The sequence below is a fragment of the Psychrobacter sp. JCM 18901 genome (assembly GCF_000586435.1).
Taxonomy (GTDB): Bacteria; Pseudomonadota; Gammaproteobacteria; order Pseudomonadales; family Moraxellaceae; genus Psychrobacter.
Window position 1 is genome coordinate 175,395 of sequence record NZ_BAWH01000001.1, and the last position, 22,938, is coordinate 198,332.

The window sequence follows — 22,938 nt, forward strand, 5'->3', positions numbered from 1 at the left end:
TTATTATACGTGTGCTAGTCATTGCCTAATTTATAGAGTATGCAAACTAGTTGGTCAAAATTGCCGCATCCGTTTCATCCAATTTGTCTTGTGTGGTTGGATTGGACTCGATTACTTGTACAGGCAAATAACGTAATTGGAGCTTGATTGGCAAGTACTCTGGGAAATTCTCTGCCATATCATTAGTAATGAGCGTTTCAATCTGGCGTACGTCATATGAACTCGGCAAAGTCTCTCCACGTACGATTGCTCGCACCACTTGGTTCTCTTCTGAGGTATCAAACTGCGTATTGGTCAATACATTGCCTTGGTCGATAAAGTAGTTGTTGATGGTTTCTTTGACACTACTCTCAAATACTTGCTGCTTGGCATTGGTCTGTAGGTTGATAGTCAAGTAGCACCTAGGCCGCCAAGTAGCAACAAGGTCACAGCATTCCGCTGCAAAAAAAGTCAGATAGGTATTGGACTTATAATCGTCATCGACCAAACGACGGAAGCCTAATACCCACAATACAAGCGCATTGGTAAACTGGATAGCAAGAATGTTGGTCGCTGCCAATAATAGCGCGCCAAGCCCGAGTTGCATCTCACCATTGGCGAGCAAGATACCACTCGCAGCCAGTGGTGGTACTAAGGCTGTGGCAACTGCAACGCCAACAACAGCAACCGAGAGATGCGGAGATACCATCGCATACGCACCAGCCGTGCCACCTGCTAAGGCAATCATCAAATCCATGGAAGTAGGCTGGGTGCGAGATAGGATTTCTGCCGTTAGCGGTTGGTCTTTATGTAGCCAACCAACGATAAAGCCGACCAATACCACCAATGAGACACCGATAATAACGGTAAAGAGCGACTTACGTAGCAGTGGCATACGGTGATCGATAATCGCTAGGGCTATACCCGTGATAGGACCTAGCATCATCGCAACCAGCATCGCTCCGATGACTACGGCTGCTGAATTGGTCACTAGCCCATAACTGGCAATGATGGCAGACAAAATGTTCATGATGAAGTACATCTTGCTGGGCAGGGCGTTCGCCTCAATCCTAACCCGTACTTCTGGGTAATCTACCTTTTGATTGCTGAATTGCTCGGCGACAAATTGCTTATAAGACTCAAGTTTGGCTTCTTTTTCCTCTTGAACCTCATCTTCGTCACTTTCACCTTGAGACTTTTGAGCGTCGCTGTCTTCTACATCGGTGTCTTTACTTTGACTTTTATCTTCTGAATTATTCTCTTGATTGTCATCATCGCGACTAGATTCATTTTTTTGTCTTTTGTTGATTGGCTGTTTTGTTATCTGATGACTGTGCTGCGATGTTTGTGTCATCAGCAGGGTCATCGGCAGTGTCGTCTTCTGCTTCTACCGTTACTTCAGCACCACTATCATCTTGAGCACTTTTTTTCTGTTATTTCTGCCGTATCCGACTGGAAGAAATCGGACTTTTCTTTCGCTTCTATAGTTTCTGACTCTGCAACCTCTGATGCTTCAGTATTTGATTGTGACTCAGGTTCTGTCGACTCCAATGTTGCTACGACCACATCGTCACTGATGGTTTCCATCGTTATCTCGGCGTCAGGTGGCTGCGCACATTCAGTGTCTACTTCGGAGTCTGTTTTGCTATCTGTATCAGTCGATTGCTTGTGTTGATTGTCTTCGCTTTCATCATTGTCTACAGCGGCATCATCAACTACTGGGTCAATTGTTGCGTCTTGATTTTGAGAAGCGTCAGTAGTGATTGGTGAATCTTTTTGATCCACTGAGTTATGCGCAGTGTTTTTTTCAGATGAGGACATAGCAGATGGCGTTCTTAGTAGAGAAAGAAAGTCATTATTGTAATGATAAATAGATAAAGATATAGGAGATTCTTGAAAATTATAAAAAAGAGTAGAGAGGAGATGGAAGTAAGAACTGATGTTTCTTATGATTAAGTCTAAAACCTTAATAATAGCATGGTTTTTATTCTAAAGTCATTCAATATAGATGCTACAATGGTTCACGGTAAATACTTACTTTTTTTGTGGAATTGAGGTTAAATATATTATATCCACAATAAAGATAAGGAATAACTTATGAACTGGCCATTATTTTCTGTCATATACTCAATGACAGCCACCGTGACTATTGGGCTTTTTATGATCGGCGCTCTCGTTACAGGGTTCGATGAGATATTTCATATTCAAATAGCAGTAGGATTGGGTGTTTTAGCTTCAATACCTGCAGGATTATTCTTTACCAAAAAAATTGGTAGTATTACTGGAAATGAGGAAGGCTATAAAACATAAAGTCGAACAGTATTATCGATATGAAGTGGAACCACTATCAGTAAACAAAAAAAGACCTCAATATTGAGGTCTTTTTTGTCATCATTAGAATTATTTGCTAACTAGCACCGAAGCTAGATTTACTGAGGTTCGATTTATTGAAGTTCGACAACCGCGCCATTTTCGATGTTGGCATAAACTTCTAACACATCCCAGTTGGTCAAACGAACACAACCTGCTGAGCCTTGACGACTGATACCTTCAGGTACTGGTGAGCCATGTAAACCGTAAGAAGGCTTAGATAATCCCATCCAAACGACACCGACTGGGTTGTTTGGTCCTGGTGCTATCATATGAACTTTCTTTTGAGCGCCTTCACCGACGGTTGACTTATACCAAGGCATTTTTACTTTATTGATAATTTTGAACGTACCTTTTGGAGATGGTGTGGCATCGCTACCAACGGTCGTCGGATAAGTAGCAACCAATTTGTCACCATTGTAGGCATACAGTGTTTTGTCGGCTTTGTTGGCGACTACGCGATTGATACGTTGGTTCAGCTTGTCACGAGTATTTAGCACCGTGATAGTCTCGCCAACAGCGTACTTTTTATTTTTGTTGAGTTTGTCTAAGTAACGTACATCCATATGGAAACGTTCACCTAGCATCTCTTTGATATCTTGATAATAAAGACCCTTCATTTTTGACTTCGCTTCTGAACCAGAAGGCGTGGTCGCAAAATTGGTATTGATATCGTCTGCGGTCAACGTATAAGTGACCAGTACAGGTTTGTTCGCAGGGATGTTTTTAACCAAGGCATCCCAAGTTTTTTTGATCCATTTTACCAGTCGCTGGCAAGCCTTTCATCGTTTGGAAGTTAACAAGGGCTTTTTTTGCTGTTCATGCCCCAACCACCATGATAGGACCAGGAGAAGCATGGTTCCAATCGAGCAGCGCCTGCATTTTGATGGTCATCGCTGAGTTGACTTTCATATTAGGTGACCAGACAGCACCATTCACTTGCTTAGCATAGTTCGACAAGTTCAGCGTTGTGTGCTTCTTACCATCCTTGTCTTCGATGTTTTTGATGGTTGGATCATCGCTAAAGTCTTGACGCTTCTCACTCTCTGGTAACTCAAAAGCGAGTGGATCAGACGAGTCGATAGATGATAGGTCGCTAGGCGCCGCGACGGCTTGACCTTCACTAATGTCATCATTGCGGTCAGCTTGCTCATCTTTACGCGTTAGTTCTGCTGCACTCATATTATCAGCAACTGGGGCTGGCACGTTTTGGTTGGCTTCTTGCTTATTATTGATAAGCTGGTTCATGCTGTCGACTGGTTTCGCTTTCTCTGTATTTAACTGTACAGTAGCAGCGCCATCTGAGCGACTACGGTTTTCTTGCACATTAAGGCTAACCTTTTTGGCAAGACCTGGCATAGCGTCAGCCGTGCGTACTGGCAATGTGCGAGTACTATCGGCAGGTGCAGCAAGTGCGGCTACACTAGCACTTACAGCTGCGATAGATATGGCAGTAATAATTGGCTTTATTTTCATCATATTGAGTCACTTGTGGTTGCTACTAATGCGGCTATTATGCGCATAATTTGATTGCATCGCAAACTTTTGACACATCTTTTTGCATTTAAGACTTGCCAAACGTCAACTGCTGACGTATTCGCTACAGTTGGGTAATAATTTAACCAAGGTGTGTATGGCGTCGTGCTCGATTCTTACGCAAACTGTCCATTATTCGCACTATTTTTTTGTGCAAGTAAAAATGACAGTTATTGGCGCTACTAGAGGTTTACGTCTATAATGTATGACTGAATTTTATTTAATATAACGATTTTTAGCAAAAAGCAATTTAACCCGCTAGCAGTTAATCCACAAGGTGCGATATGTCAGAAGACCAAACAATGAGTGCAGAAGAGTTTCAAAGCCAATACTTCAACGATGAGTCTGAAGGCTTAGACGGTGAGATGGAGTATGATTTAGAGACTGGACTTCTTGGTGAGCACGATGAATTTGCTAACTTACATTTAGAGCTAAACGAAGCACGTGAGCAGCTCGTCAGTATTCGCGACTTTATTCGTTTTTCAGTCACGCAGCTGCGTAACTATGACGTTGTTGTTGCACAAGGCACGACCGATGAGTTTGCAGAAGCGTCAGCCATTGTCTTGCATTCTTTGTCTCTCGATTGGTCTGCCAATGAGCAGATTTTAGACTGTCGTTTGACCACGTCTGAAAAGCAGTTGGTACTAGGGCTGTTAGAAGAGCGTATCGCTGAACGTAAGCCGTTAAGTTATTTGATTAACTTGTCGTACTTCTGCGATTTGCCTTTTTATGTTGATGAGCGTGTTCTTATCCCTCGTTCACCGATTGCAGAGTTGATTCGTCAGCAGTTCCATCCGTACTTTGAAGTTACCGAGTTGGCCAAACCACTGGGTGTCAGTCCGAACGAAAAGTCAGCGGTATTTTATGACCATGGCCTAGATGTGAAGCAGTTGTCGCAGCCTGAGCGTATCTTGGACTTGTGTACTGGCTCTGGCTGTATCGCTATCGCGCTTGCTACTCGTTTCGTTGATGCGTTGGTCGATGCCGTTGATATCGATAAAGGCGCATTAGAAGTAGCAATGGTCAATGTCGATCATCATGACCTTGGTCATCAAGTAAACGTAATCGAGTCTGATTTGTTTGCCAAGATACCTGCTGAGAACCAGTATGAGCTTATCGTCACCAATCCGCCGTATGTAGACGCTGCTATCATGGCAGATTTGCCGCCTGAGTTTTTATACGAACCTGAGCATGCACTAGCAGCTGGCCAAGATGGCTTAGATTTGGTACATCGTATCTTATTTGAAGCACCAGATTACCTTAGCCCAGATGGGTTGTTGATCTGTGAAGTAGGTGACAGCGAATGGGCGCTAAAACAAGCCTATCCTGAAATCCAATTTGATTGGTTGAAGTTTGCACATGGCGGTCATGGTGTCTTTGCGATTACCTATGATGAGTTAGTCTCAAACCGTCAATTGTTTGCCTCTTATGTTCAGCTATTAGATAGCCTTCAATAGACAGATATTAGGTTAAATAGACGTCGGCTTCATGAGCCGAAACTATAAGCAACAACTACAATCACTCATTACAAGCAGTATAATTAATAACCATGAGTGATTGGTCAAATAGTCATCAGTAGCGTTTACTTGTTTAAGGACAGTTATGGCAGGCAATAGTATTGGGCAGGTTTTTACGGTTACCACTTGCGGTGAGTCGCATGGGGCAGGCCTTATGGCCATCGTTGATGGCGTACCACCAGGTTTAGCATTATCTGCAGAAGACCTACAAGTAGATTTGGATCGTCGCAAACCGGGTACGTCTAAGTATTCAACCCAGCGCCGTGAATCTGATGAAGTTGAGATTATCTCTGGCGTATTTGAAGGCAAAACCACAGGTACGTCTATCGGTTTATTGATTCGCAATACCAATCAAAAATCTAAAGACTATAGCGATATCAAAGATACTTTCCGTCCTGGACACGCTGACTATACTTATAGTATGAAATATGGCTTCCGTGACTATCGTGGTGGCGGTCGTTCGTCAGCGCGTGAGACGGCCATGCGTGTAGCGGCTGGTGCTATCGCCAAGAAATACTTGCAAGAACGTCTGGGCGTGCAAATTCGTGGTCACGTGACTCAGATTGGCAATGAGCATAGTAATGTCTTAGACCCAAGCCAAATTGACTGGGAATTCGTAAATAGCAATCCGTTCTTTTGTGCAGACAAAGAAGCGATTGGCCGTTTTGAAACCTTGATTGATAACTTGCGCCGTGAAGGCACTAGCTGTGGCGCGCGCCTTGATATCATTGCGAGCGGTGTACCAGTAGCTTAGGTGAGCCAGTATTTGATCGTTTAGATGCAGATATTGCTCATGCGATGATGAGTATCAATGCGGTCAAAGGCGTCGAGATTGGCGATGGGATGGCGGTGGCAGGTCAATTTGGACATAGCGCTCGTGATGAGCTGACGCCAGATGGGTTTGCAGCCAACCATGCTGGCGGTGTCTTGGGCGGTATCTCATCAGGTCAAGATATCCGTGTGAGTATTGCTTTAAAACCAACGTCTAGCATTACTACTGCTGGCAAGAGCATTAACACTCAAGGTGAAGCAGTTGATATGCTGACTAAGGGTCGTCATGATCCTTGCGTTGGTGTGCGTGCTACGCCTATTGCCGAAGCGATGCTAGCGATTGTAGTGCTTGATCACTATCTGCGTCACCGTGGTCAAAACGCCGACGTGAAGCCGCCAGTACAATCGATTACTTAGTATTTTTGTCGTAGAGTAATCAGCCCTTTGTTGTTTCTAGTAGTTTAATACTATACAACAAAGGGCTTTTTTATGTCCAAATAAAATACAGGTGTTACTTAAATATAATTAACGCGTTGAGCGAACAAGATATCAGGCTGCCAGTTGATACTCATCAATAGCCACACACTGCTGATGTCGAAATACCAATAACAACCGGTGACTAGGAATCGCTAGCCAATGTCCAAACTCAATACTATCGACGCCTTGGCTCGTTAATGTCTGTGTACAGTGATGACGGCTAAGGCCGATTAGGCTCTTGACGATAGGGTTATCCGTTAATTGATGTGACATAGATTTTCTACTCCTAATTTACTTTACGAATTTGACGGTTCAATAGATCCTAGTGCTATCGTAAAACAATGAAGTAGAAATCCTGTGTAGTCATGATGGAAAGTTGATGAACTGCTATAAGTGTTTATTTTCAAGCTAAGGGCAAGGTAATACTAACCATCACACCAGAACGCTGGTTTTTACCAGTATCAGCGGCTTTATCATCGTTGGCATGGACATTATTGATGGCTACCTGACCGCCATGGTGCTCAATGACTTGCTTTACTAAAGTGAGTCCAAGACCAGTACCTTTTTTAAGCGTATTACTATTATGGTCAGTTTGCCTCAGCTCAGTCGTTGGATCTGCCGACTCTGTATTTAGATCATTACTATCTGTGTGATTCGTTGTTTGTTCCGTTGCTTGAGCTGATGGTTGGCTTTGATGAGACAAGCTAAAGTAACGCTCAAATGCTTTTGCGACAGCATATTCGGGTAGCAGCTTACCATCATTGAATATATCGATAGTGATGGTTCGAGCAGTGCTATGCAATGAAATCTCAACGATACGACTTGCAAAGTGTATTGCATTATCAAGCACATTTTGCAGTACCTGTATTAACCAAAATTGGTCAGCATACACACTAGTCGATGCCAGTACTTCTACTGGCAAGTTTGCAGTATTGGTCACATTCTTATTATCAATATATATATCAATAGGGTATAGATTCTGCTGTTGCTGCTTGGCCGTATTATCTCTGATCAAACTTTGCAAAAGCGGTAATAGGGGAGTCAGTTGTCGGTTGAGCTTAAAGGTAGGCTGTTCTATTTTAGCCAGCAACAGAAGTCGGTCGATAAGCTGTTGCAATTTTACGCTTTGCTCACCAACCGTCTCAATGAGCATCTGCCGATCTTCATTATCCAGTTTATTGCCATCTAGTCCATCGTCCTCTAATAGCTCGCTACTGGCACGTATGGCGGTCAAAGGGCTTTTTAGCTCGTGGGTCAAAGTATGGACATAATCAGTGACATAAGCACGATTTTCGAGTCGATGCTTCATGGTCTCGATAGTATCTGTCAGGCTGTTTAATTCATGACCCAGATAGAAATAGGGCTTTTTAGTGTCTTCTGCCAGCGCGCTAGTATATTGAGTCACCAAGGTAATGCTCTGCTTGAGCCACCATGCTACTAGACCTGCCAGTATAAGGGCAGCGATGCTGATAAGTAGTGCGGTGATAAGCATGCGGTTACGTGTGTCATCTAAATAAGGCAATACGCTAGCGACAGGCTTACCGACACTGACCACACCGATGATATCTCCAGACGAATTTTTGATGGGCTGAGCCACATACATGACCGAACCATCGCGCCGCTGATAGTCTCGCAGCGTGCTTCTTGCACCGTATTGTCCTTTTAAGGTGAGATAAACATCGTTCCAGCGTCCATAGTTCTGCCCTTCATTATTATCAGGTTTGGGCAGGGAGTCATAAATGACGATGCCGCTACTATCTGTCACATATACGCGAAAGCTACTGTAGCTTTTGGTTCGATCGACAGGACTGAGTGTTTCGTCCATCGCTGGCATGCCGACAAATGCAGCATCAAGTTGCGCTTGATACTCTTCATCATAGAGCTGCCCTGTAGATAACGGCACCTGTAGACTGGCCGCGAGTAATTTACTGGTGTCTAGTAGCGTGTCTTCGATGACTTGCTGCGCGGTTGGCTTGACGTAGCCAAACAACTGAGTAAACACCACCACGCCGCATATGACGAGCACCAACGCAACGGCTAGCCAAATCCTAAAAAATATACTTAAATTGAGCAGTCGTTTGCGTTTAGGGGTTTGCTGAGCAGTACCAATAGGATGCAGTTTGGCATACCAATTGCTTTGGTCATTATGAATATCATTCTCAGCAGGATTGGTTTTATTATTCATAAACTAGCAGCCACTGTTAAGCGGGACATAATGCGTAACCCAGTCCGCGATGCGTATGGATGACATCGACATTAGCATCTACCATAGCAAGCTGTTTACGAATTGATTTGATATGACTGTCTATAGTGCGTGCCAAACGGTGATCAGGATAGTCGCTTACTGCGCTAAGCAACTGCTCACGGCTAAAAACTTGCTGCGGTGCTTGTAATAACGTCAGCAAAATTTTGCGTTCTGTATTGCTAAGCTCAAGCTTTTGCTCTTGCCACGTTAATGAATAGTTCAGCGGTTGATAATGCCAAACGCCAGATTGGTTCTCAAACGTTAACGCTTGTCCTGAAAGATTATTCGAGGAAGTAGTATCAGTACTTTCATCTGAGTTTATGGTATGAGAGCCTGACTGCTGAATCAGCTGTTCACGTCGCCAAATGGCTTTTAAACGCGCGACCAACTCACGTGGACTAAAGGGTTTGGCGCAATAGTCGTCACCGCCCATCTCCAACCCCAAAATCCGATCGACCTCATCGCTACGCGCGGTCAAAAACACGATAGGCAAATCTTTTAAGGCGTCGATATCAGGTGTATGACGTATTTGTTGACATAGGCTCAAGCCGTCACCATCTGGCAGACCGACATCCATAATGATCGCCGATAGATCTTGTGCTTCATGACTATGCAGCATGGGTAACACGCTACTGGCATTATCTAGCCAAGTTATCTGCCAGCCTTCGCGCTTGCAGGTAACCTTAAGCGACATCGCGATCGCAGGATCATCTTCTACCAGTAAAATATGGGTCATAGTCTCTACATCGTCTTATAGGCTCAGTAAATTATCGTAGCACAAAACAGCAGACTGCTCTTGCTGCTACGAGTTAAATGGTGTGAAAAGTTAATGGAAAAATAAGGTATTAAGTGGACAGTTTGCGATGTGATCATTTTGATGCATTTAAAAAAAAGGCCAGCTCAATGGGTAAGCTGGCCTTGGTAATAAAAACTAAGCGTGATTATCTATTAATAGACTAAGCGAAAACCTATTTAAGACCTTTGCAGTTGGCATAGTAGCTCACCGTAGCGGGCCAATCTGAAAAAAAATGCCTTGGACACCGACGTCCTGCGCTAGTACGTCAATATAATTCATCATATCACCGTCATTGTTGATAGCATCGCTAAGACCGCTATAGTACCAATCGCCACCATCGATTAATGGTCCTGAACGCTCTATCGACCAGGTAATTATTTTTAGACCATTGGCTTTGGCTTGTTTTGCGTATTCTGATGGTTGCATATTTCCCTTACCATCAGTAGTGACTAATAACCAAAGGGCTGGAGCAATGGTGTTGATGCCACGTGCTTTGATATCAGCCAATGAATGCTTCCATGTGCTTGCGTCATTTTTATCAAATGTTTTACTCTTAGCGGTCTCATTGCTGTCATCAATCAGATAAACGGCATTAGCCCCATAAGCTGGCTCGTTTTTGATCCAGTAATCAAGATCTTCTATATTGAATGACTGGGCAAATACATCGCTTGCAGGTACATTTGCTGCCTTATAAGTATCTATCAGCTGTTGGCGATAATCGTTCAAACGATAGCCGTTAAACGGCATGGTCACTGCAGGCGCTTTTAGCTCAGGCGTGTGCTTCATACCTAGCTGACGTGCCAACGCGATATGCTCCGTTAAAGTTAACACTTTGCCGTTTTGTGAGTATAAGTCCGTTCGCCAAGGTGCAGTCGCATTCATATACTCGCTAATACTGGTTGCTTTTTTTATTGGCAGCATCCATCTTACCCGTCAAGGCTTTAAACTGGGCCGCACTGATATCTGAGGTGCGACATTCGATACTATCGGCATTGGTAAGTTTGCCTTTAGCATCTACTATTGGCGGTACAGTGCATTGGTTGGCGAGCGGCGTGGCTAATATATTAGTAGTGGTGTGCAAATCATTTTGGGCATGACGACAGACAAGCTCACCGTCATTGGTAAAAGCGACATCACATTCCAAGATGCCAGCACCCATTTGTGCTGACGCCACGTAGCTATCATAAGTATGTTCAGGCAGCTGTAATGGCGCACCTCGATGTGCAATAGAGAAGTCTGTCTTACTTGGCAGTTGCCTCTGCATGCCTGTAGCTCTTCTTTTAGTGGTCCCTCATCCATATCATTTATCAAATAAAACGGACGCACTCCATAGGTATATGCGACAGGTGAAGACGATTGTGATTGCGGTTGCGCTGTCGATAAAGAGGCTTTTGATGTGAGCATTGAGCGGCTGTCAGTAGTGCAGCCTACTATCAATAATGAGCTGATCAGCGTTAAAGGTAAGGCGAGATTCATCTTATTAACCTTAGCCGGCGTCTGCTTACTCAGCTCAAGCGCTGATTTATTAGAAATTGTCATGTAAAATGTTCCTGCAAAATTATAAAAAAATCCCATCGGACGTATGGATAGGAATTGAAAAATTAACGTTTGACTATTGGTTGCTACTTGCCAAAAGAAGCTAAGGGTCGTGCATTCTTATAAAAGCTTAGCCTTGTAAGAACTTGGTCTTGTAAGAACTTAGCATTAATGCGGATACAATTGTAGGCACATGTACTAAAGAATAGACAGCTGACAGTATTTACACTTGATAGTATTGAGCTTATCGGTCGTAAAATCATACGTGTCTTCTTATACTGTTCTCATTTTTGCTATTGTTCGTTTAGTACCTCACTATTGACCATACTCTCAAACTAACAGATGATATTGACCATATAATGACACACACATTATTTCGGCAAAAAATATAGAAATGCTTAAGGCATCTCTCACTACATTATTAAGGATAACTATGAATAACTATTTAGACGCCGTCGTCGTTGAGCACAATCCCTCTCAAAAAAAGATAGATCGCGCGGTGATTTGGCTGCACGGTTTAGGTGCTAGCGGTCATGATTTTGAGCCAGTGGTACCGCAGCTTGGCTTGGCTAATGATATGGCAGTACGTTTTATCTTCCCCCATGCACCTAAACGCCCAGTCACGGTAAATGGCGGCATGGTGATGCCAGCATGGTACGACATCATAGAGATGAGTCTGGAGCGTAAAGTAGATGTGGCTCAGATTGAAGAGTCTGCTCAGCAGATACAAGATTTGATCAGTCGTGAGATAGAGCGCGGCGTGTTACCAGAGCATATCGTTATCGCAGGGTTTTCACAGGGCGGGGCAGTTGCGTATCATGTGCACTTGGCTATCCAAAACGTTTGGCTGGCTTGATGACGCTCTCTACGTACTTAGCAACCAATGACAATATTGAGTATAGTGCTGCCAATAAAGACATGCCGATTTTGATTGAACATGGTTCTCATGACCAGTCGTGCCTGTTATCCTAGGTGAGCAAGCCCAGCAGTTATTGTCGGCAAAGGACTATAATGTGTCTTATAATACGTATCCGATGGCACATCAAGTCTGTATGCCGCAGATTCAAAATATCGGCAAATGGTTAAACATTGTTTTGGCGTAAATTATTAAGCTGTAACGTAATGTAATGCAGGCTACTTATAGGTTGAAACCTAACCGATATCTCCTATATAATAGCCAGTCTTATTGGGGATGTTCTGGCTTCGACGCTGGTGATGAAACTCAATGATGCATGTCGAGAGTGTATGTCCTCTCGTTAATCAAACATATATTGTTATAGTCGCAAACGACGAAACTTACGCTCTAGCAGCTTAAACCCTGCTTACTTAGTTGCTGATCACCTACAGTTGGTTAACTAAGTTGAAGCGTCCGCATGTAGGCTCGCCACAAGGGATTGTCTCAATCGCTTGGGTTCAAAAGTAGAGAATCGTCCAATCCATCCTGACTGTCGGATCGGTGCGGATTAAATTTAAAGACAGAAACTAAACATGTAGATTCATGAGCGTAATGCTGGCGGACGCGGTTCAACTCCCGCCATCTCCACCAAACACTGATAAAGGGCTGACCGTCATAGACTGTCAGCCCTTTATTTTGGGCGTTTTTTGGGTTTTCACTACCTCGTAGGGGTATGGCGAACCATATAGAATGTTGGTATTATTGTTGGTATTAGAGTTTATACACACTCTCAATACAACAAAGGATAGCCCAATGCCCTTAACTCATACCGTCATCAATAAGCTACAGCCTAGTAGCACCTCGATTGATACAAAGCGACCTGACAAGCATAGTGACGGTAACGGGCTGCAATTATGGGTGCGTTATACGGGCGTCAAGTCATGGATCAGCGCATACCGTTGGCAAGGTAAACAGCAAACCCTCACTATTGGCACTTATCCAGTTATGAGCTTGCAGAACGCAAGACAGCGCAATATTGAGATCAAACGCTTAATAGCTGATGGTGTGAACCCTAAAGATCATAAAAAAGAGCAGCAAGCCAGCCAAGACGGTTTAAATATTTTCGATAATATAGCCCAGTCATGGTATGCAGAACGTAAAACCTACCTAGCAGAAAGCACCTTTACCCGTAACTATTCCGCCTACATGCGCGATGTTAAGCCCTCCATCGGTCAAAAGAACATCAACGATATAACCGCGCCTGATATATTAGCCATTGGCAAAGCAGTAGAAAGCCGCGGAGCTAATGAAATGGCAAGGCGTACCATTAGAGAAGTAGGGCAGATATTTAAACACGCCATACGCAATGGACTAGCTACACATAACCCAGCCACTGACCTAGCCGAAGCAATCAAACCACACAAAACAACCAACCATCACCGCATTACTAGCCAGCAACTGCCAAAGCTACTAACAGACATCAATGCTTATCAAGGTGATGTACTGGTGAAGCTAGGCTTATGGTTTTTATGCTATACGTTTGTGCGTACCAATGAATTACGCTTCATGGAATGGTCAGAGATTGACTACAAACACGGTTTATGGCGAATACCAGCCGATAAGATGAAAGCCAAGCGTTTGCACATTGTGCCACTAGCACCACAAGCAATGGCGATACTGGAGCAGATCAAAGAGCTAGGTTTTTCGGATCAGTACGTTTTCTTTAATACCTCAACTCGTAAGCCATACAGTCAAAGCGCATTTATCAATGCCCTATGGAATATGGGTTATAAAGGCAAAATGACGGGGCACGGTTTCCGTGGGCTTGCCAGTACCACACTGCATGAAAAAGAGTTTATGCACGAAGCGATAGAGCTACAGCTGGCACATGACAGAGAAAACAAGATCAGCGCAGCATACAACGGAGCGCAGCACCTACCATACAGAATAGATATGATGCACCAGTGGGCAAAATTCATTGACGATGCTTACGCTGGCAAACTGGATAACGTGATCCGTGCAGACTTTAAAGGACAAAAACAAAAGCTAGGCTAACACTTAGCACCAACTATGCAAGGCTAGGACTAATTACCCGAACGACAGCTATTTACACACCCTTATGCTGTCACTGCCTTGCGCCTATTTTGATAAAAGGGTGTAGGGGTGTGTATTGTGAGTACTTTAATTGATGAACTAGAAGCGCGTAAAAATGACTATGTTTTAGTAGCAGATGTCATAACTTTGATGGAAAATGCGACCAATAGCACACCTCATGAGGTAGTAAAATACCTTGACGCACATAATATCGATGAGCAGATATCTATATTCTATATGGACGAGAGCTATAATTTTGAGCCTTATAATGGTCACTTAATAGGTCTAGGAAATGATGCAAACCGTACTTATTTCCACAAGTCTGATGTGATGGCGTTTGAACCAATCACAAAGCATAATGTTTTTAAAGAAAGTCTATACACGAATAATATAGTCGCTGATGTTTACGGGCGAACTCATGATGTTAATCAATATAAGAAAAATCGCGAGGAAACCTACTTAACACTAAGTGAAACAATTGATTTAATTAATACCAATATCAACCCTAGCAACCAGTATGGACTATCTGTTGATAACACTAAATTAAGAGACCTAGCTAGGAAAAAGAATTTTACACCTTGTTTTTATTATCATGGCTATGTTGGTGAAATAGATTATCAAGGCATTTTGCACACAGAAATTATCGCTGGTTACTTCACTTATAGGTTATTAACTGAGGAAATTTGTGGTTTCGATAATTACATGGAACTACCCAGTGATGGAGTGAAGATTTACAGAATTATCGAAAGGAAGTCCGCAAGGTTTGCAGATTATGATGATGGATTATTTTTATTCTATAAAACCCTAATGGACTGACCAATGCTGAAGCAGATAGGCAAACGCATGTTGAAGCGGACGAAATTAGGTTTGTAAAACGAGAAGTAGATAGCTACATAGCATCGCTCGCGAATAACAGTATGAGCCGAGACGACACACCAGCACAGAATGATAGTAAATTACTCGCAAAGCTGAAAAAGTTACAATCTGAAAATGACGACCTTAATGCTAGGCTGAGCACTGCTAGAAACACTTACAAGCAACACCGAAATGAGATAAAAGCACTCACAGAAAAGAACGAAAAAGCGGACAGTGAAAAAGCGGAACTTATCGAGCAGCTGAATAGCGTCCAAGCAAAGTTGGCAGACAAACAGACTGATAGCGCTACACTTTCAAACACTGATATTCAAAACATAAAGAAAGCAGCTATCAAGCAGTTCAATAGAAGCCTAGCGATGGCTTTGATTGACCTAGATTACCAAAGTAACCTAAGAAAGGGTGACATAGTCAATTTCATAATACCTTATATGAAAGAGTTGGCATATGTACTTGCTGATGAGCAGGCAGATAAAGCTAAAGTTTTGACGGTAAAAAGTAAGACAATTTATGATACTCACTTACAAGGATTAAAGTTTAAGCAGGGGACACAGACTAAAAAAGAAAGAGAACGAGTAAATATTGAACTTTTATTCAAAAAACAATTACCCGTCACGGAATAAATACCCCGTTAAATACCTTTCACAGCCCGTAAGCCCTCTATTTAGAGGGTTTTTTGTTATCTAAGCTATCCATATCGCAGAACACCGCTGCGATGCCACTTACACGATATGGAGTAGTTAGAATGACATACCCAACCCAAAACACCTCAGTTATCCCTTTGACTGGTAACACTTCTCACGATACCGAACTAACCACTGCAAACAGTCCAGTTATTCAACTGCCTACTACAGGTATGGGTAGAGCAAAGGACATTTTGCCGTTCCTACCTTTTAGCAAAACCACCTTGTTTGAATGGTCAAAAGATGGGCGTTTTCCAGCTGGCAGAAAGTTATCACCAACGATGACCGCATGGAGCTATGCAGACGTTCACGAATGGCTTAATTCTCACACCTCAACCACTAGCGAGGTGTAAGCCATGAATACACGGCAACCAAAGCAGACCTATAGCCAAATCATTATGGCGCACCTAATGGCAGGTAAGACTATAACCAATATGCAAGCCTATGACGAATACGCCATCACTTGTTTGGCTCAGCGCATTAGTGAGATACGAGCCGATGGCGTGATTATTCAAGATGAAATGATTAAGCAGAACGGCAAACGCTTTAAGCGGTACTGGATAGATCAGCCGACACCGCAAACTATAGAGGAGGTGTAATCATGCTTACTATCTCAAACAGTAACATAGGTATGAAAGACGGGCTTTACTCACTCAATGACCTACATAAAGCTAGTGGCAGTAAAAAGAAGCACCAAGCCAGTAACTTCATGCGATTAGAAGCCACAAAGGGCTTAATTGCTGAAATAGACCGTTCCTCAGATATGAGTAACGGAACAAATTCAACAGCTTACAAGATTATTCAAGGTGGTGACTCAGAGCAGCAAGGCACATTTGTATGCCGTGAGCTTGTCTATAGTTATGCAATGTGGATCAGCCCACGCTTTCAACTACTGGTTATACGTGCCTTTGACTCAATAGCTAATCAGCAAAATCAGCTTAGCCAGCGACTCAATGAGCTATGCCATGATCTTAATATTGTTGATGCTGGACTCACTAGCGCAGGTCGTTTCCTTTGCAAGGTTGGTAAGCAGATCAAGCCGCAAATCCAGCACGATATTGATAGTACCCTAAAACAGATGCAACCCAGCCTTTTAGACGTGGAGGACATGCAAGATGAGTAATGATGACAAAACCAATCTAAAAGCGCATCACGGGCAGCACAGCGACAGCCAGCCACATAAGCGTGGCTTACTACTTAGCTTTGTCATCTTTATGGCATGGGTGGCAGGTATTGGCTTGCTACTCTCACTAATCGCGTGCCAACCAGTACAACCAAAACCGATTGCAACCAATGATAGCAGCGGTTACTATATAGACCTCTCAAAAAAACACGCAAGCGGACAGCCAATCCGTAAACCTTTGGCTTTTTTTGTGCCTGTCATTGGTATGGACTCTCAATCCTCAACCAAACAGACAGACACCGCCCTAAGAGCGCATTTAAGCGCATCAAGGGGGCAAACCATCATATCTATAGCAAATCACTTGCTAACCGACTATGACGGGTTGACGCTGCAAAATAAAATAGCCTTTGGGCGAATATGCAGGGCGGTTGCTTGCGTGACCGAGAGTAAGACCCGTCACCCTATACTTTTACCGTATAGCGTGGCACATACTCAAAAAACGACGCAAGGAGGGCATTATCATGCCTAATTCAATCCGTACGACCTCAAACACCCAAACCACTACTAACAGCACACCAGCCACATTCAAGGCAGGTGATAGCGTTCTGTGCCCGTCATTGAGCCTTAACCCGTTTGTACTTCACAATGACCCATACGGCAAGCGCAAACTATTGGCATTTACTCACGATGACAGCCACTTGTACTATGACAAGCAAGGCTATTTTGTCCCAGCTTGTGACAAACAGACAGGCGATTATCAGCCGTCACTATTCCACGACACGCCAGCAAACCGCCAAGCGATAGCCACGCTATACAATGGCAGCCAATCAAGCCAGCGCACAGTAATAGACATAACCGAACCGAACGACAACGAAGTTATCATCATGTCGTCGCATGAGTTATCAGATATTGCTTGTGACCTTGAAAGCGCAGCCGTTGTTATAAGTGACATTGGCAAGCTATTAGCCCTTATTCACTATGAGAAAATAAAACCTGATGTTGCTATATCAATGGCACGTTTAACGCATGACACTACTGAAACATGGCACGAACTGCTACAAAGCCAGTTAGGTTCAATCAAGAAAACCCTAGCAATGACTCGTTACGCTTTGTTGGAGGCAGCCAGTGAAAACTACCCTCCAAAACAAAGCCGTAAGCACGCCAAGCGCAAAAGCTACTACAAGAAGTACATAGCCATGCGCCAGCCTAAACAGTCACATGCAAGGGGGAACAGATGACCACCACACCACAAACGATAGACAATAAAAAAAGCCCATGCGGACAACATGGGCGCTCATACTCTCTTACAGGATTGCAAGCCACCTACAGAGGAACAGCTGGCAAACAATCCGTTTTTAATCAAACTCAATGACATGCTAGAACCTGAACGGCTGCTATTCGTTACAGGTGACACCACTATATATTATGGTGAACAAATTGGCAAAACTGAACCAACAGCCAACACCATAGGCTTAGCATTGACCGACAAACAAGGCGATACAGTAGGCGCGGTATTCTACACACCAAACAGCAAATCAAAGCCCATTGTCATTGATCCTACAGGTTATGGCGCTATTGTCATTGGTGAGCCAAACAAAGCCAATGAAATGATAGCGTTTAATGACCTTGATAGCGGTATTGATGTTTACAGCTACCTGATGGGCAGCGATAAAACAATCATTGTTAGCCCTCACAAAACCAAGCAGTGCCTTAAAAAGATGGTGCAGCACTGGAGCAGTGGATCACAAGTAATTGTACCTATGACACTTGATGACAAGGGCTTGATAAACCTATTGGCAGGTGTGAGAGCGCAAGCATTGGTTACTGTGGCTCATATCGTCACTATGCTACAAAATGACAGCTACGAAGCGATACTGGCAGACAGTGACACCCAGCTAATCAACTTACAAGATACTGCCTATTATCCTGAATGGCGCGATGATCCCCAGCTGAATGAACCGATGATCTACAGTGATGGGCGTTTTGAGCTTTACCACGATGGACTGTTTTTCGTGAAGTATAACGATGATGACCCAGCAAACATTACGTTCAAGTTTAAGGCGTTTGTTTGTTCACCGATAGAGGTTATCGCCAAAACAAGGGACACAAGCAGCGTACATGGGGACGGTTACTGCAGTGGCGCGATGATGACAGCGTATTGCATACATGGTCAATACCGTTATCACTACTGCAAGGTGATGCAAGGGAATACCGCCGTGAGCTTGCCAGTCAAGGCTTGAACATTACCACCAACCCCAAACAGCGCAGCTACTTAGACACCTACATTCAAAACTACCCTATTCACAAACGGGCGTTATGCGTGGATAAGTTAGGCTGGCACGATAAGCAATATATATTACCTGACAGGGCCATAGGCAGCGATGGTAAACAGCTTATTGTCTATCAGTCTGCAAATAGCATTAACAGCACCTTAACCCAGCAGGGAGAGCTAGCCCAGTGGCGCGATAACTTATGCAAACCACTAGCAGAGCAAAGCCGTTTTGTTTTCTCTATTGCTTGCGCGTTTGCAGGTCAATTACTGGAGTTATTAGAGTATGACGGGGGCGGTTTTCATCTCTTAGGATCATCAAGCATGGGCAAGTCATTATCGCTTAAATTGGCTGCTAGTGTATGGGGCAACCCTAACAAGTATGTTAAGACATGGCGCAGCACTGATAACGCACTAGAGAGCACAGCAAGCGAGCACAACGACAGTTTTTACCACTTGATGAGATCAGCGAATGTGATCCCAAAATAGTAGGTAAGACCGTTTACATGCTGGCTAATGGTCAAGGTAAAGGACGTAGTACCACCACTGGACACAATCGCATAGCCAAAACATGGCGCATTATCTTTTTGTCTAATGGTGAGGAGTCGCTACAAAATTTCATGGCGCAAGCAGGACAGAAAACGAATGCAGGTATTGAGGTTCGAGTCGCGCATATTGATGCTGATGCTGGCAAAGGGTTAAAGACCTTTGATAGTTTGGTACTGGCAAAAACAAGCGAAGCACAAGCCGATAGGATCAAAGAGCTGTCACACGCTTACTATGGATCAGCTGGCATAGCATGGCTAGAACATATCACCAGTGATAAGGCAGCGACCACCGCCAACGCTGGGCAGCTTGTCAGTGACTTTATGAACCAGTACAGCGACCTGACAGCACAAGCGCATAGAGTGGCTAAACGGTTCGCTATCGTGAGCGCAGCTGGTGAGATAGCAACACAGGCAGGTATAACGGGGTGGCAAGCAGGACAAGCAACGACAGCCGTCATGACATGCTTAGATAATTGGCTTGATAACTATGGGCGTGATGGTGAGCATGAGCAGCGCCAAATTATAGATCATATCAAAGCGTTTATTGAACAGCACGGATCAAGTCGTTTTCAGCCTTGCCACATTCACACATACCAAGACTTTGAACCCAAGATAACCAACCGCGCTGGCTATCACAATTACGACACAGGGGAATACTATTTCTCTACCAGTACCTTTGATGAAGTCTGTTCACCATTTAACAAAAGCAAAGTCTTACAAGTGTTAGATGAAGCTGGATTGTTGAATGTGACTGAGAATGACCGTAAGACTTGCAAAGTGCCTTTACCATTCAAAAAGAACCGCCAGCGTGTTTATGCGGTCAAAAGTGAGATATTAAGTTGTGAAACTAAAAAAAGCACTGGGACAACTGGGACAACTGGGACAACCTATACACCACAAGGGCTAGAACCTGTCCCAAGTATTAAAACACCACTGGGACAGCTGGGACAAAATAGCTCAATTTGTTAATCTGTCCCAAGTGTCCCAAAGGCTAAAAAAGGGCTGGGACAGCTGAAAGCCAGTAAGTACGGGCGCTGTCCCGTTGTCCCAAGTGTCCCAAGCAAAAAAGCAGATGCAGACAAAAATAATCTAAGGTGGGCGTTTATCGTTTGCCTTTTTTTGTGCCTGATGTTTATAAATGTTTATCGTGAGATCAGGTTAATGACTAACCTGTATTAAGTACTCCATGCTAACGTGAGCAGCTCAAATAGGAAGTACTAAAGATATCGAAGTCAGTTTAATTCATTGAATTAAGTTCTTTATAGCATGCTAGGTAATTCATTGAAGTAAACTCTTCTACCGCTTGTTGCTTATCGTCTTCACTACTGTAACGAGGCTCATTGAAGCTAAGCTAATTAATTCAATTGCGAGGGCATCTTCATCTCCGAATGCCTTTTCTGCTGCATTTATTAAAGTCGATGCAGCCATACCATTTTGTCTTGCAGCCATTATAAAACCTGCACTTTCTGAAACAGTTTCACAAATATCATCTTCAGCTTGTGCAAAAATAGAAACAACTGATAAGCCAATCGTTAAAAGTATTTTTTTTCAAAGTTTATTCTCCCTAATAAAAAAGAAATATAGCTGACAAATAATTTAATATAATCAATAGCGGATTATAGATAAAATCAGTTTTGAGACTATCACTTGCTAAAAACAGTCTTAGACACGTTAGGCGATTACTGCCAAGCCTTTTTTTATAATGTAAAAAAACTAAGGTTTCCCTAATTTTCTTACATTATAAAAATATAGAAAAGTCGCAAGGTTCTTAAAAGACCTTTGCGACTCAAAAATACTAAATTAAACTTCTTACTTAATGACAGTGATAAGTACCTCGTTTGGTGTCATTGTGGCAACCTGATGCATCAGTTCCACCACCATGAGCGAAAGCAGCTGAAGCGAATGTTACTGTGAAAAGTACTACTAGTAGCTTTTTCATAAAATTATCCCACTATAGTTGATTAATATAGATTCTACTATATGTAAAAATACGAAGTATTGATACTTAATAAACCATTACAATATTGGTTTTATCATTAGTTTTTCTAAACTTTGAGCTGATATTATCTCAATATGAGAATTGTTATGTCTGAATCAGTATTGGCACGCATCGTAGCAATGAGATATGTATAATTTTCGAACTCGTTAAAACCTGACAAAACCTTACATTCAAAACCAATTTGCATGTTGTCATTTGTTAACATTGGCAGACAGTACCGACTTAATAAAACTTAACATTGAAAACCAAAGCACACACCGCTAAACGCTGGAATAGATGCCCCCAAGTTTGGGGTTATTTAGTTTTCGGAGTCCATAAAAGGGACAATTTACGGACATCATAAGCAGGGTCAAAAATGAGTTTATGGAACAGTACGCACACGCGCGAAGCAAGCACCAATGACGGGGGTTCTTGGAGTCCATAAAAAGGGGACTTTTCGGACAGGTATCGAGGGGGGTATTGTTTTGAGTGTTGAGCGTATCGACAGAGGACACCGCCACCATTCACACGCACAAAATAAAAACCATTTCAAAAAGAGGTTAAAGGGACTTTCGCGACAAGTATCGTAAGAGTAGGGCTTACAGCGATCAGCAGTAGGTTAAAGCCGTGTTAAAAGTTAAAGCACACTGTTTGTCAGTCATGCTAAGGTATAGTGTATTGAATGGACACCAGTGGACGAATAGATGAACAAGTTAATCCCTATAATCTTATTATCACTGACAGCTTGCCAGCCCAGTAAAAATACGATTGATAATGTTGATGATGCTATAACTGTTCATGATTTATATTGGTCAGGTTATGGCAATGTTCAGCCATACCCGTTTACTACTGAGTATGGTCATATTGCTTGCAGTTTAAACGAAGTAACATATTATCCTGATGATACGATCAATGATGAGTCGCAAGTAGGCTTGCCATTAAACAAGCTAGCTCAACAAAGACAAGATGAAAGCGGTATAACAGCAACCGTACCAAACGCCATAAAGCCTAATGCTGATTTGTCCGAAGCTATTAGAATGGGGCTAGATAGGTGCAAGCAGGTACAACAGCAATTAGATAAACTTAGATCAGAAAGTGGTATGTAAAAAAATCAATGAGCTAAACTTTTAATTTCGCTTATGTGAAAATATGCATATGTCAGCGGTCACCGCTTGTGAAGCCCTGAACAATTACACCACCCTAGTATGTTAAAGCAGTAAATAATTACAAAATAATATTTAGTTGATA

Annotated in this window: 23 protein-coding genes, 1 other RNA gene and 4 pseudogenes; 18 read left to right on the forward strand and 10 right to left on the reverse strand. The window is 43.0% G+C overall.

The genetic code is table 11. The annotated features are described in order from the left end of the window. Positions 1–46 precede the first annotated feature (46 nt). Both TT11_RS00835 and TT11_RS00840 read right to left on the reverse strand, forming a co-directional pair. Positions 47–1,345 carry a TIGR00341 family protein gene (locus TT11_RS00835; RefSeq protein ID WP_261868769.1) on the reverse strand — a complete coding sequence of 433 codons (1,299 nt, stop codon included), beginning with the start codon at positions 1,343–1,345 and terminating at the stop codon, positions 47–49. 44 nt (positions 1,346–1,389) lie between these two features. Continuing rightward, positions 1,390–1,800, reverse strand: coding sequence for a hypothetical protein (locus tag TT11_RS00840; RefSeq protein ID WP_261868770.1), 411 nt, complete (start codon positions 1,798–1,800; stop codon positions 1,390–1,392). Positions 1,801–2,076: 276 nt separating this feature from the next. Here TT11_RS00840 and TT11_RS00845 point away from each other — a divergent pair, with 276 nt between their 5' ends. Then, positions 2,077–2,289, forward strand: coding sequence for a hypothetical protein (locus tag TT11_RS00845; RefSeq protein WP_102090391.1), 213 nt, complete (start codon positions 2,077–2,079; stop codon positions 2,287–2,289). A 134-nt stretch (positions 2,290–2,423) separates the two neighbouring features. Here TT11_RS00845 and TT11_RS16800 read toward each other — a convergent pair. Beyond that, positions 2,424–3,828 (reverse strand): annotated as a pseudogene (locus TT11_RS16800) (L,D-transpeptidase family protein). A 341-nt stretch (positions 3,829–4,169) separates the two neighbouring features. Between TT11_RS16800 and prmB the strand changes: the two are divergent. Continuing rightward, positions 4,170–5,342 carry a 50S ribosomal protein L3 N(5)-glutamine methyltransferase gene (gene prmB, locus TT11_RS00860; RefSeq protein WP_261868773.1) on the forward strand — a complete coding sequence of 391 codons (1,173 nt, stop codon included), beginning with the start codon at positions 4,170–4,172 and terminating at the stop codon, positions 5,340–5,342. A gap of 214 nt (positions 5,343–5,556) precedes the next feature. Then, positions 5,557–6,590 (forward strand): annotated as a pseudogene (gene aroC / locus TT11_RS00865) (chorismate synthase). Between the two features lie 132 nt (positions 6,591–6,722). Here the strand turns inward: aroC and TT11_RS00870 are convergent. The 5 genes from TT11_RS00870 to TT11_RS00890 all read right to left on the reverse strand — a co-directional run bounded on the left by TT11_RS00870 (position 6,723) and on the right by TT11_RS00890 (position 10,955). Then, positions 6,723–6,923, reverse strand: coding sequence for a hypothetical protein (locus TT11_RS00870; RefSeq protein ID WP_201599839.1), 201 nt, complete (start codon positions 6,921–6,923; stop codon positions 6,723–6,725). 130 nt (positions 6,924–7,053) lie between these two features. Continuing rightward, complete coding sequence (gene creC, locus TT11_RS00875; protein WP_261868774.1) at positions 7,054–8,835, reverse strand: two-component system sensor histidine kinase CreC; 1,782 nt, start codon at positions 8,833–8,835, stop codon at positions 7,054–7,056. 16 nt (positions 8,836–8,851) lie between these two features. Further along, entirely contained in the window at positions 8,852–9,631 is a 780-nt protein-coding gene (locus TT11_RS00880) for a response regulator (protein WP_261868775.1), read from the reverse strand. Positions 9,632–9,895: 264 nt separating this feature from the next. Continuing rightward, on the reverse strand, positions 9,896–10,612 hold the full coding sequence (locus tag TT11_RS00885) for a hypothetical protein (protein WP_261868776.1): 717 nt from the start codon (positions 10,610–10,612) through the stop codon (positions 9,896–9,898). Continuing rightward, on the reverse strand, positions 10,581–10,955 hold the full coding sequence (locus tag TT11_RS00890; RefSeq protein ID WP_261868777.1) for a glycerophosphodiester phosphodiesterase family protein: 375 nt from the start codon (positions 10,953–10,955) through the stop codon (positions 10,581–10,583). Before TT11_RS00890 ends, TT11_RS00885 begins: the two co-directional genes overlap by 32 nt. Positions 10,956–11,087: 132 nt before the next feature. Between TT11_RS00890 and TT11_RS00895 the strand changes: the two genes are divergently transcribed. From TT11_RS00895 to TT11_RS00960, 14 genes and pseudogenes are all read left to right on the forward strand, one after another. Beyond that, a complete protein-coding gene (locus TT11_RS00895; RefSeq protein WP_261868778.1) occupies positions 11,088–11,234 on the forward strand; it encodes a hypothetical protein in 147 nt (48 codons plus the stop codon). Positions 11,235–11,660: 426 nt separating this feature from the next. Beyond that, positions 11,661–12,330: pseudogene (locus tag TT11_RS00900) on the forward strand (alpha/beta hydrolase). A gap of 85 nt (positions 12,331–12,415) precedes the next feature. After that, positions 12,416–12,773, forward strand: a transfer-messenger RNA (tmRNA) gene (gene ssrA / locus TT11_RS00905). A 162-nt stretch (positions 12,774–12,935) separates the two neighbouring features. Further along, positions 12,936–14,177 carry an integrase arm-type DNA-binding domain-containing protein gene (locus tag TT11_RS00910; RefSeq protein WP_261868779.1) on the forward strand — a complete coding sequence of 414 codons (1,242 nt, stop codon included), beginning with the start codon at positions 12,936–12,938 and terminating at the stop codon, positions 14,175–14,177. Between the two features lie 117 nt (positions 14,178–14,294). Beyond that, positions 14,295–15,032, forward strand: a complete 738-nt coding sequence (locus tag TT11_RS00915) for a hypothetical protein (RefSeq protein ID WP_261868780.1) — start codon at positions 14,295–14,297, stop codon at positions 15,030–15,032. A 101-nt stretch (positions 15,033–15,133) separates the two neighbouring features. Further along, positions 15,134–15,712 (forward strand): hypothetical protein, encoded by a 579-nt coding sequence (locus TT11_RS00920; protein ID WP_261868781.1) that lies wholly within the window; start codon positions 15,134–15,136, stop codon positions 15,710–15,712. A 122-nt stretch (positions 15,713–15,834) separates the two neighbouring features. Next, entirely contained in the window at positions 15,835–16,125 is a 291-nt protein-coding gene (locus TT11_RS00925; RefSeq protein WP_261868782.1) for an AlpA family transcriptional regulator, read from the forward strand. A gap of 3 nt (positions 16,126–16,128) precedes the next feature. Continuing rightward, positions 16,129–16,371: a helix-turn-helix domain-containing protein gene (locus TT11_RS00930; protein WP_261868783.1), complete on the forward strand. Its 243-nt coding sequence runs from the start codon at positions 16,129–16,131 to the stop codon at positions 16,369–16,371. 2 nt (positions 16,372–16,373) lie between these two features. Further along, entirely contained in the window at positions 16,374–16,895 is a 522-nt protein-coding gene (locus TT11_RS00935) for a KilA-N domain-containing protein (RefSeq protein ID WP_261868784.1), read from the forward strand. Continuing rightward, entirely contained in the window at positions 16,888–17,424 is a 537-nt protein-coding gene (locus TT11_RS00940; RefSeq protein WP_261868785.1) for a hypothetical protein, read from the forward strand. Before TT11_RS00935 ends, TT11_RS00940 begins: the two co-directional genes overlap by 8 nt. Next, positions 17,417–18,133: a hypothetical protein gene (locus TT11_RS00945; RefSeq protein ID WP_261868786.1), complete on the forward strand. Its 717-nt coding sequence runs from the start codon at positions 17,417–17,419 to the stop codon at positions 18,131–18,133. The genes TT11_RS00940 and TT11_RS00945 overlap by 8 nt, the downstream gene beginning before the upstream one ends. Positions 18,134–18,181: 48 nt before the next feature. Beyond that, positions 18,182–19,135: a hypothetical protein gene (locus tag TT11_RS00950; protein WP_261868787.1), complete on the forward strand. Its 954-nt coding sequence runs from the start codon at positions 18,182–18,184 to the stop codon at positions 19,133–19,135. Beyond that, positions 19,054–19,667, forward strand: a pseudogene (locus TT11_RS00955) (DUF927 domain-containing protein); the annotation flags it as partial. The gene TT11_RS00950 and the pseudogene TT11_RS00955, both read left to right, overlap by 82 nt. Before the next feature lie 3 nt (positions 19,668–19,670). Beyond that, complete coding sequence (locus TT11_RS00960) at positions 19,671–20,681, forward strand: hypothetical protein (protein WP_370587758.1); 1,011 nt, start codon at positions 19,671–19,673, stop codon at positions 20,679–20,681. A 327-nt stretch (positions 20,682–21,008) separates the two neighbouring features. Here TT11_RS00960 and TT11_RS00965 read toward each other — a convergent pair whose 3' ends face one another. Together TT11_RS00965 and TT11_RS16805 are read right to left on the reverse strand one after the other, a co-directional pair. Continuing rightward, positions 21,009–21,161: a hypothetical protein gene (locus tag TT11_RS00965; protein WP_261868789.1), complete on the reverse strand. Its 153-nt coding sequence runs from the start codon at positions 21,159–21,161 to the stop codon at positions 21,009–21,011. A gap of 364 nt (positions 21,162–21,525) precedes the next feature. After that, on the reverse strand, positions 21,526–21,651 hold the full coding sequence (locus TT11_RS16805) for a YHYH domain-containing protein (RefSeq protein WP_370587730.1): 126 nt from the start codon (positions 21,649–21,651) through the stop codon (positions 21,526–21,528). A 743-nt stretch (positions 21,652–22,394) separates the two neighbouring features. Here TT11_RS16805 and TT11_RS00970 point away from each other — a divergent pair. Then, positions 22,395–22,796, forward strand: a complete 402-nt coding sequence (locus TT11_RS00970; RefSeq protein ID WP_261868790.1) for a hypothetical protein — start codon at positions 22,395–22,397, stop codon at positions 22,794–22,796. Positions 22,797–22,938 lie beyond the last annotated feature (142 nt).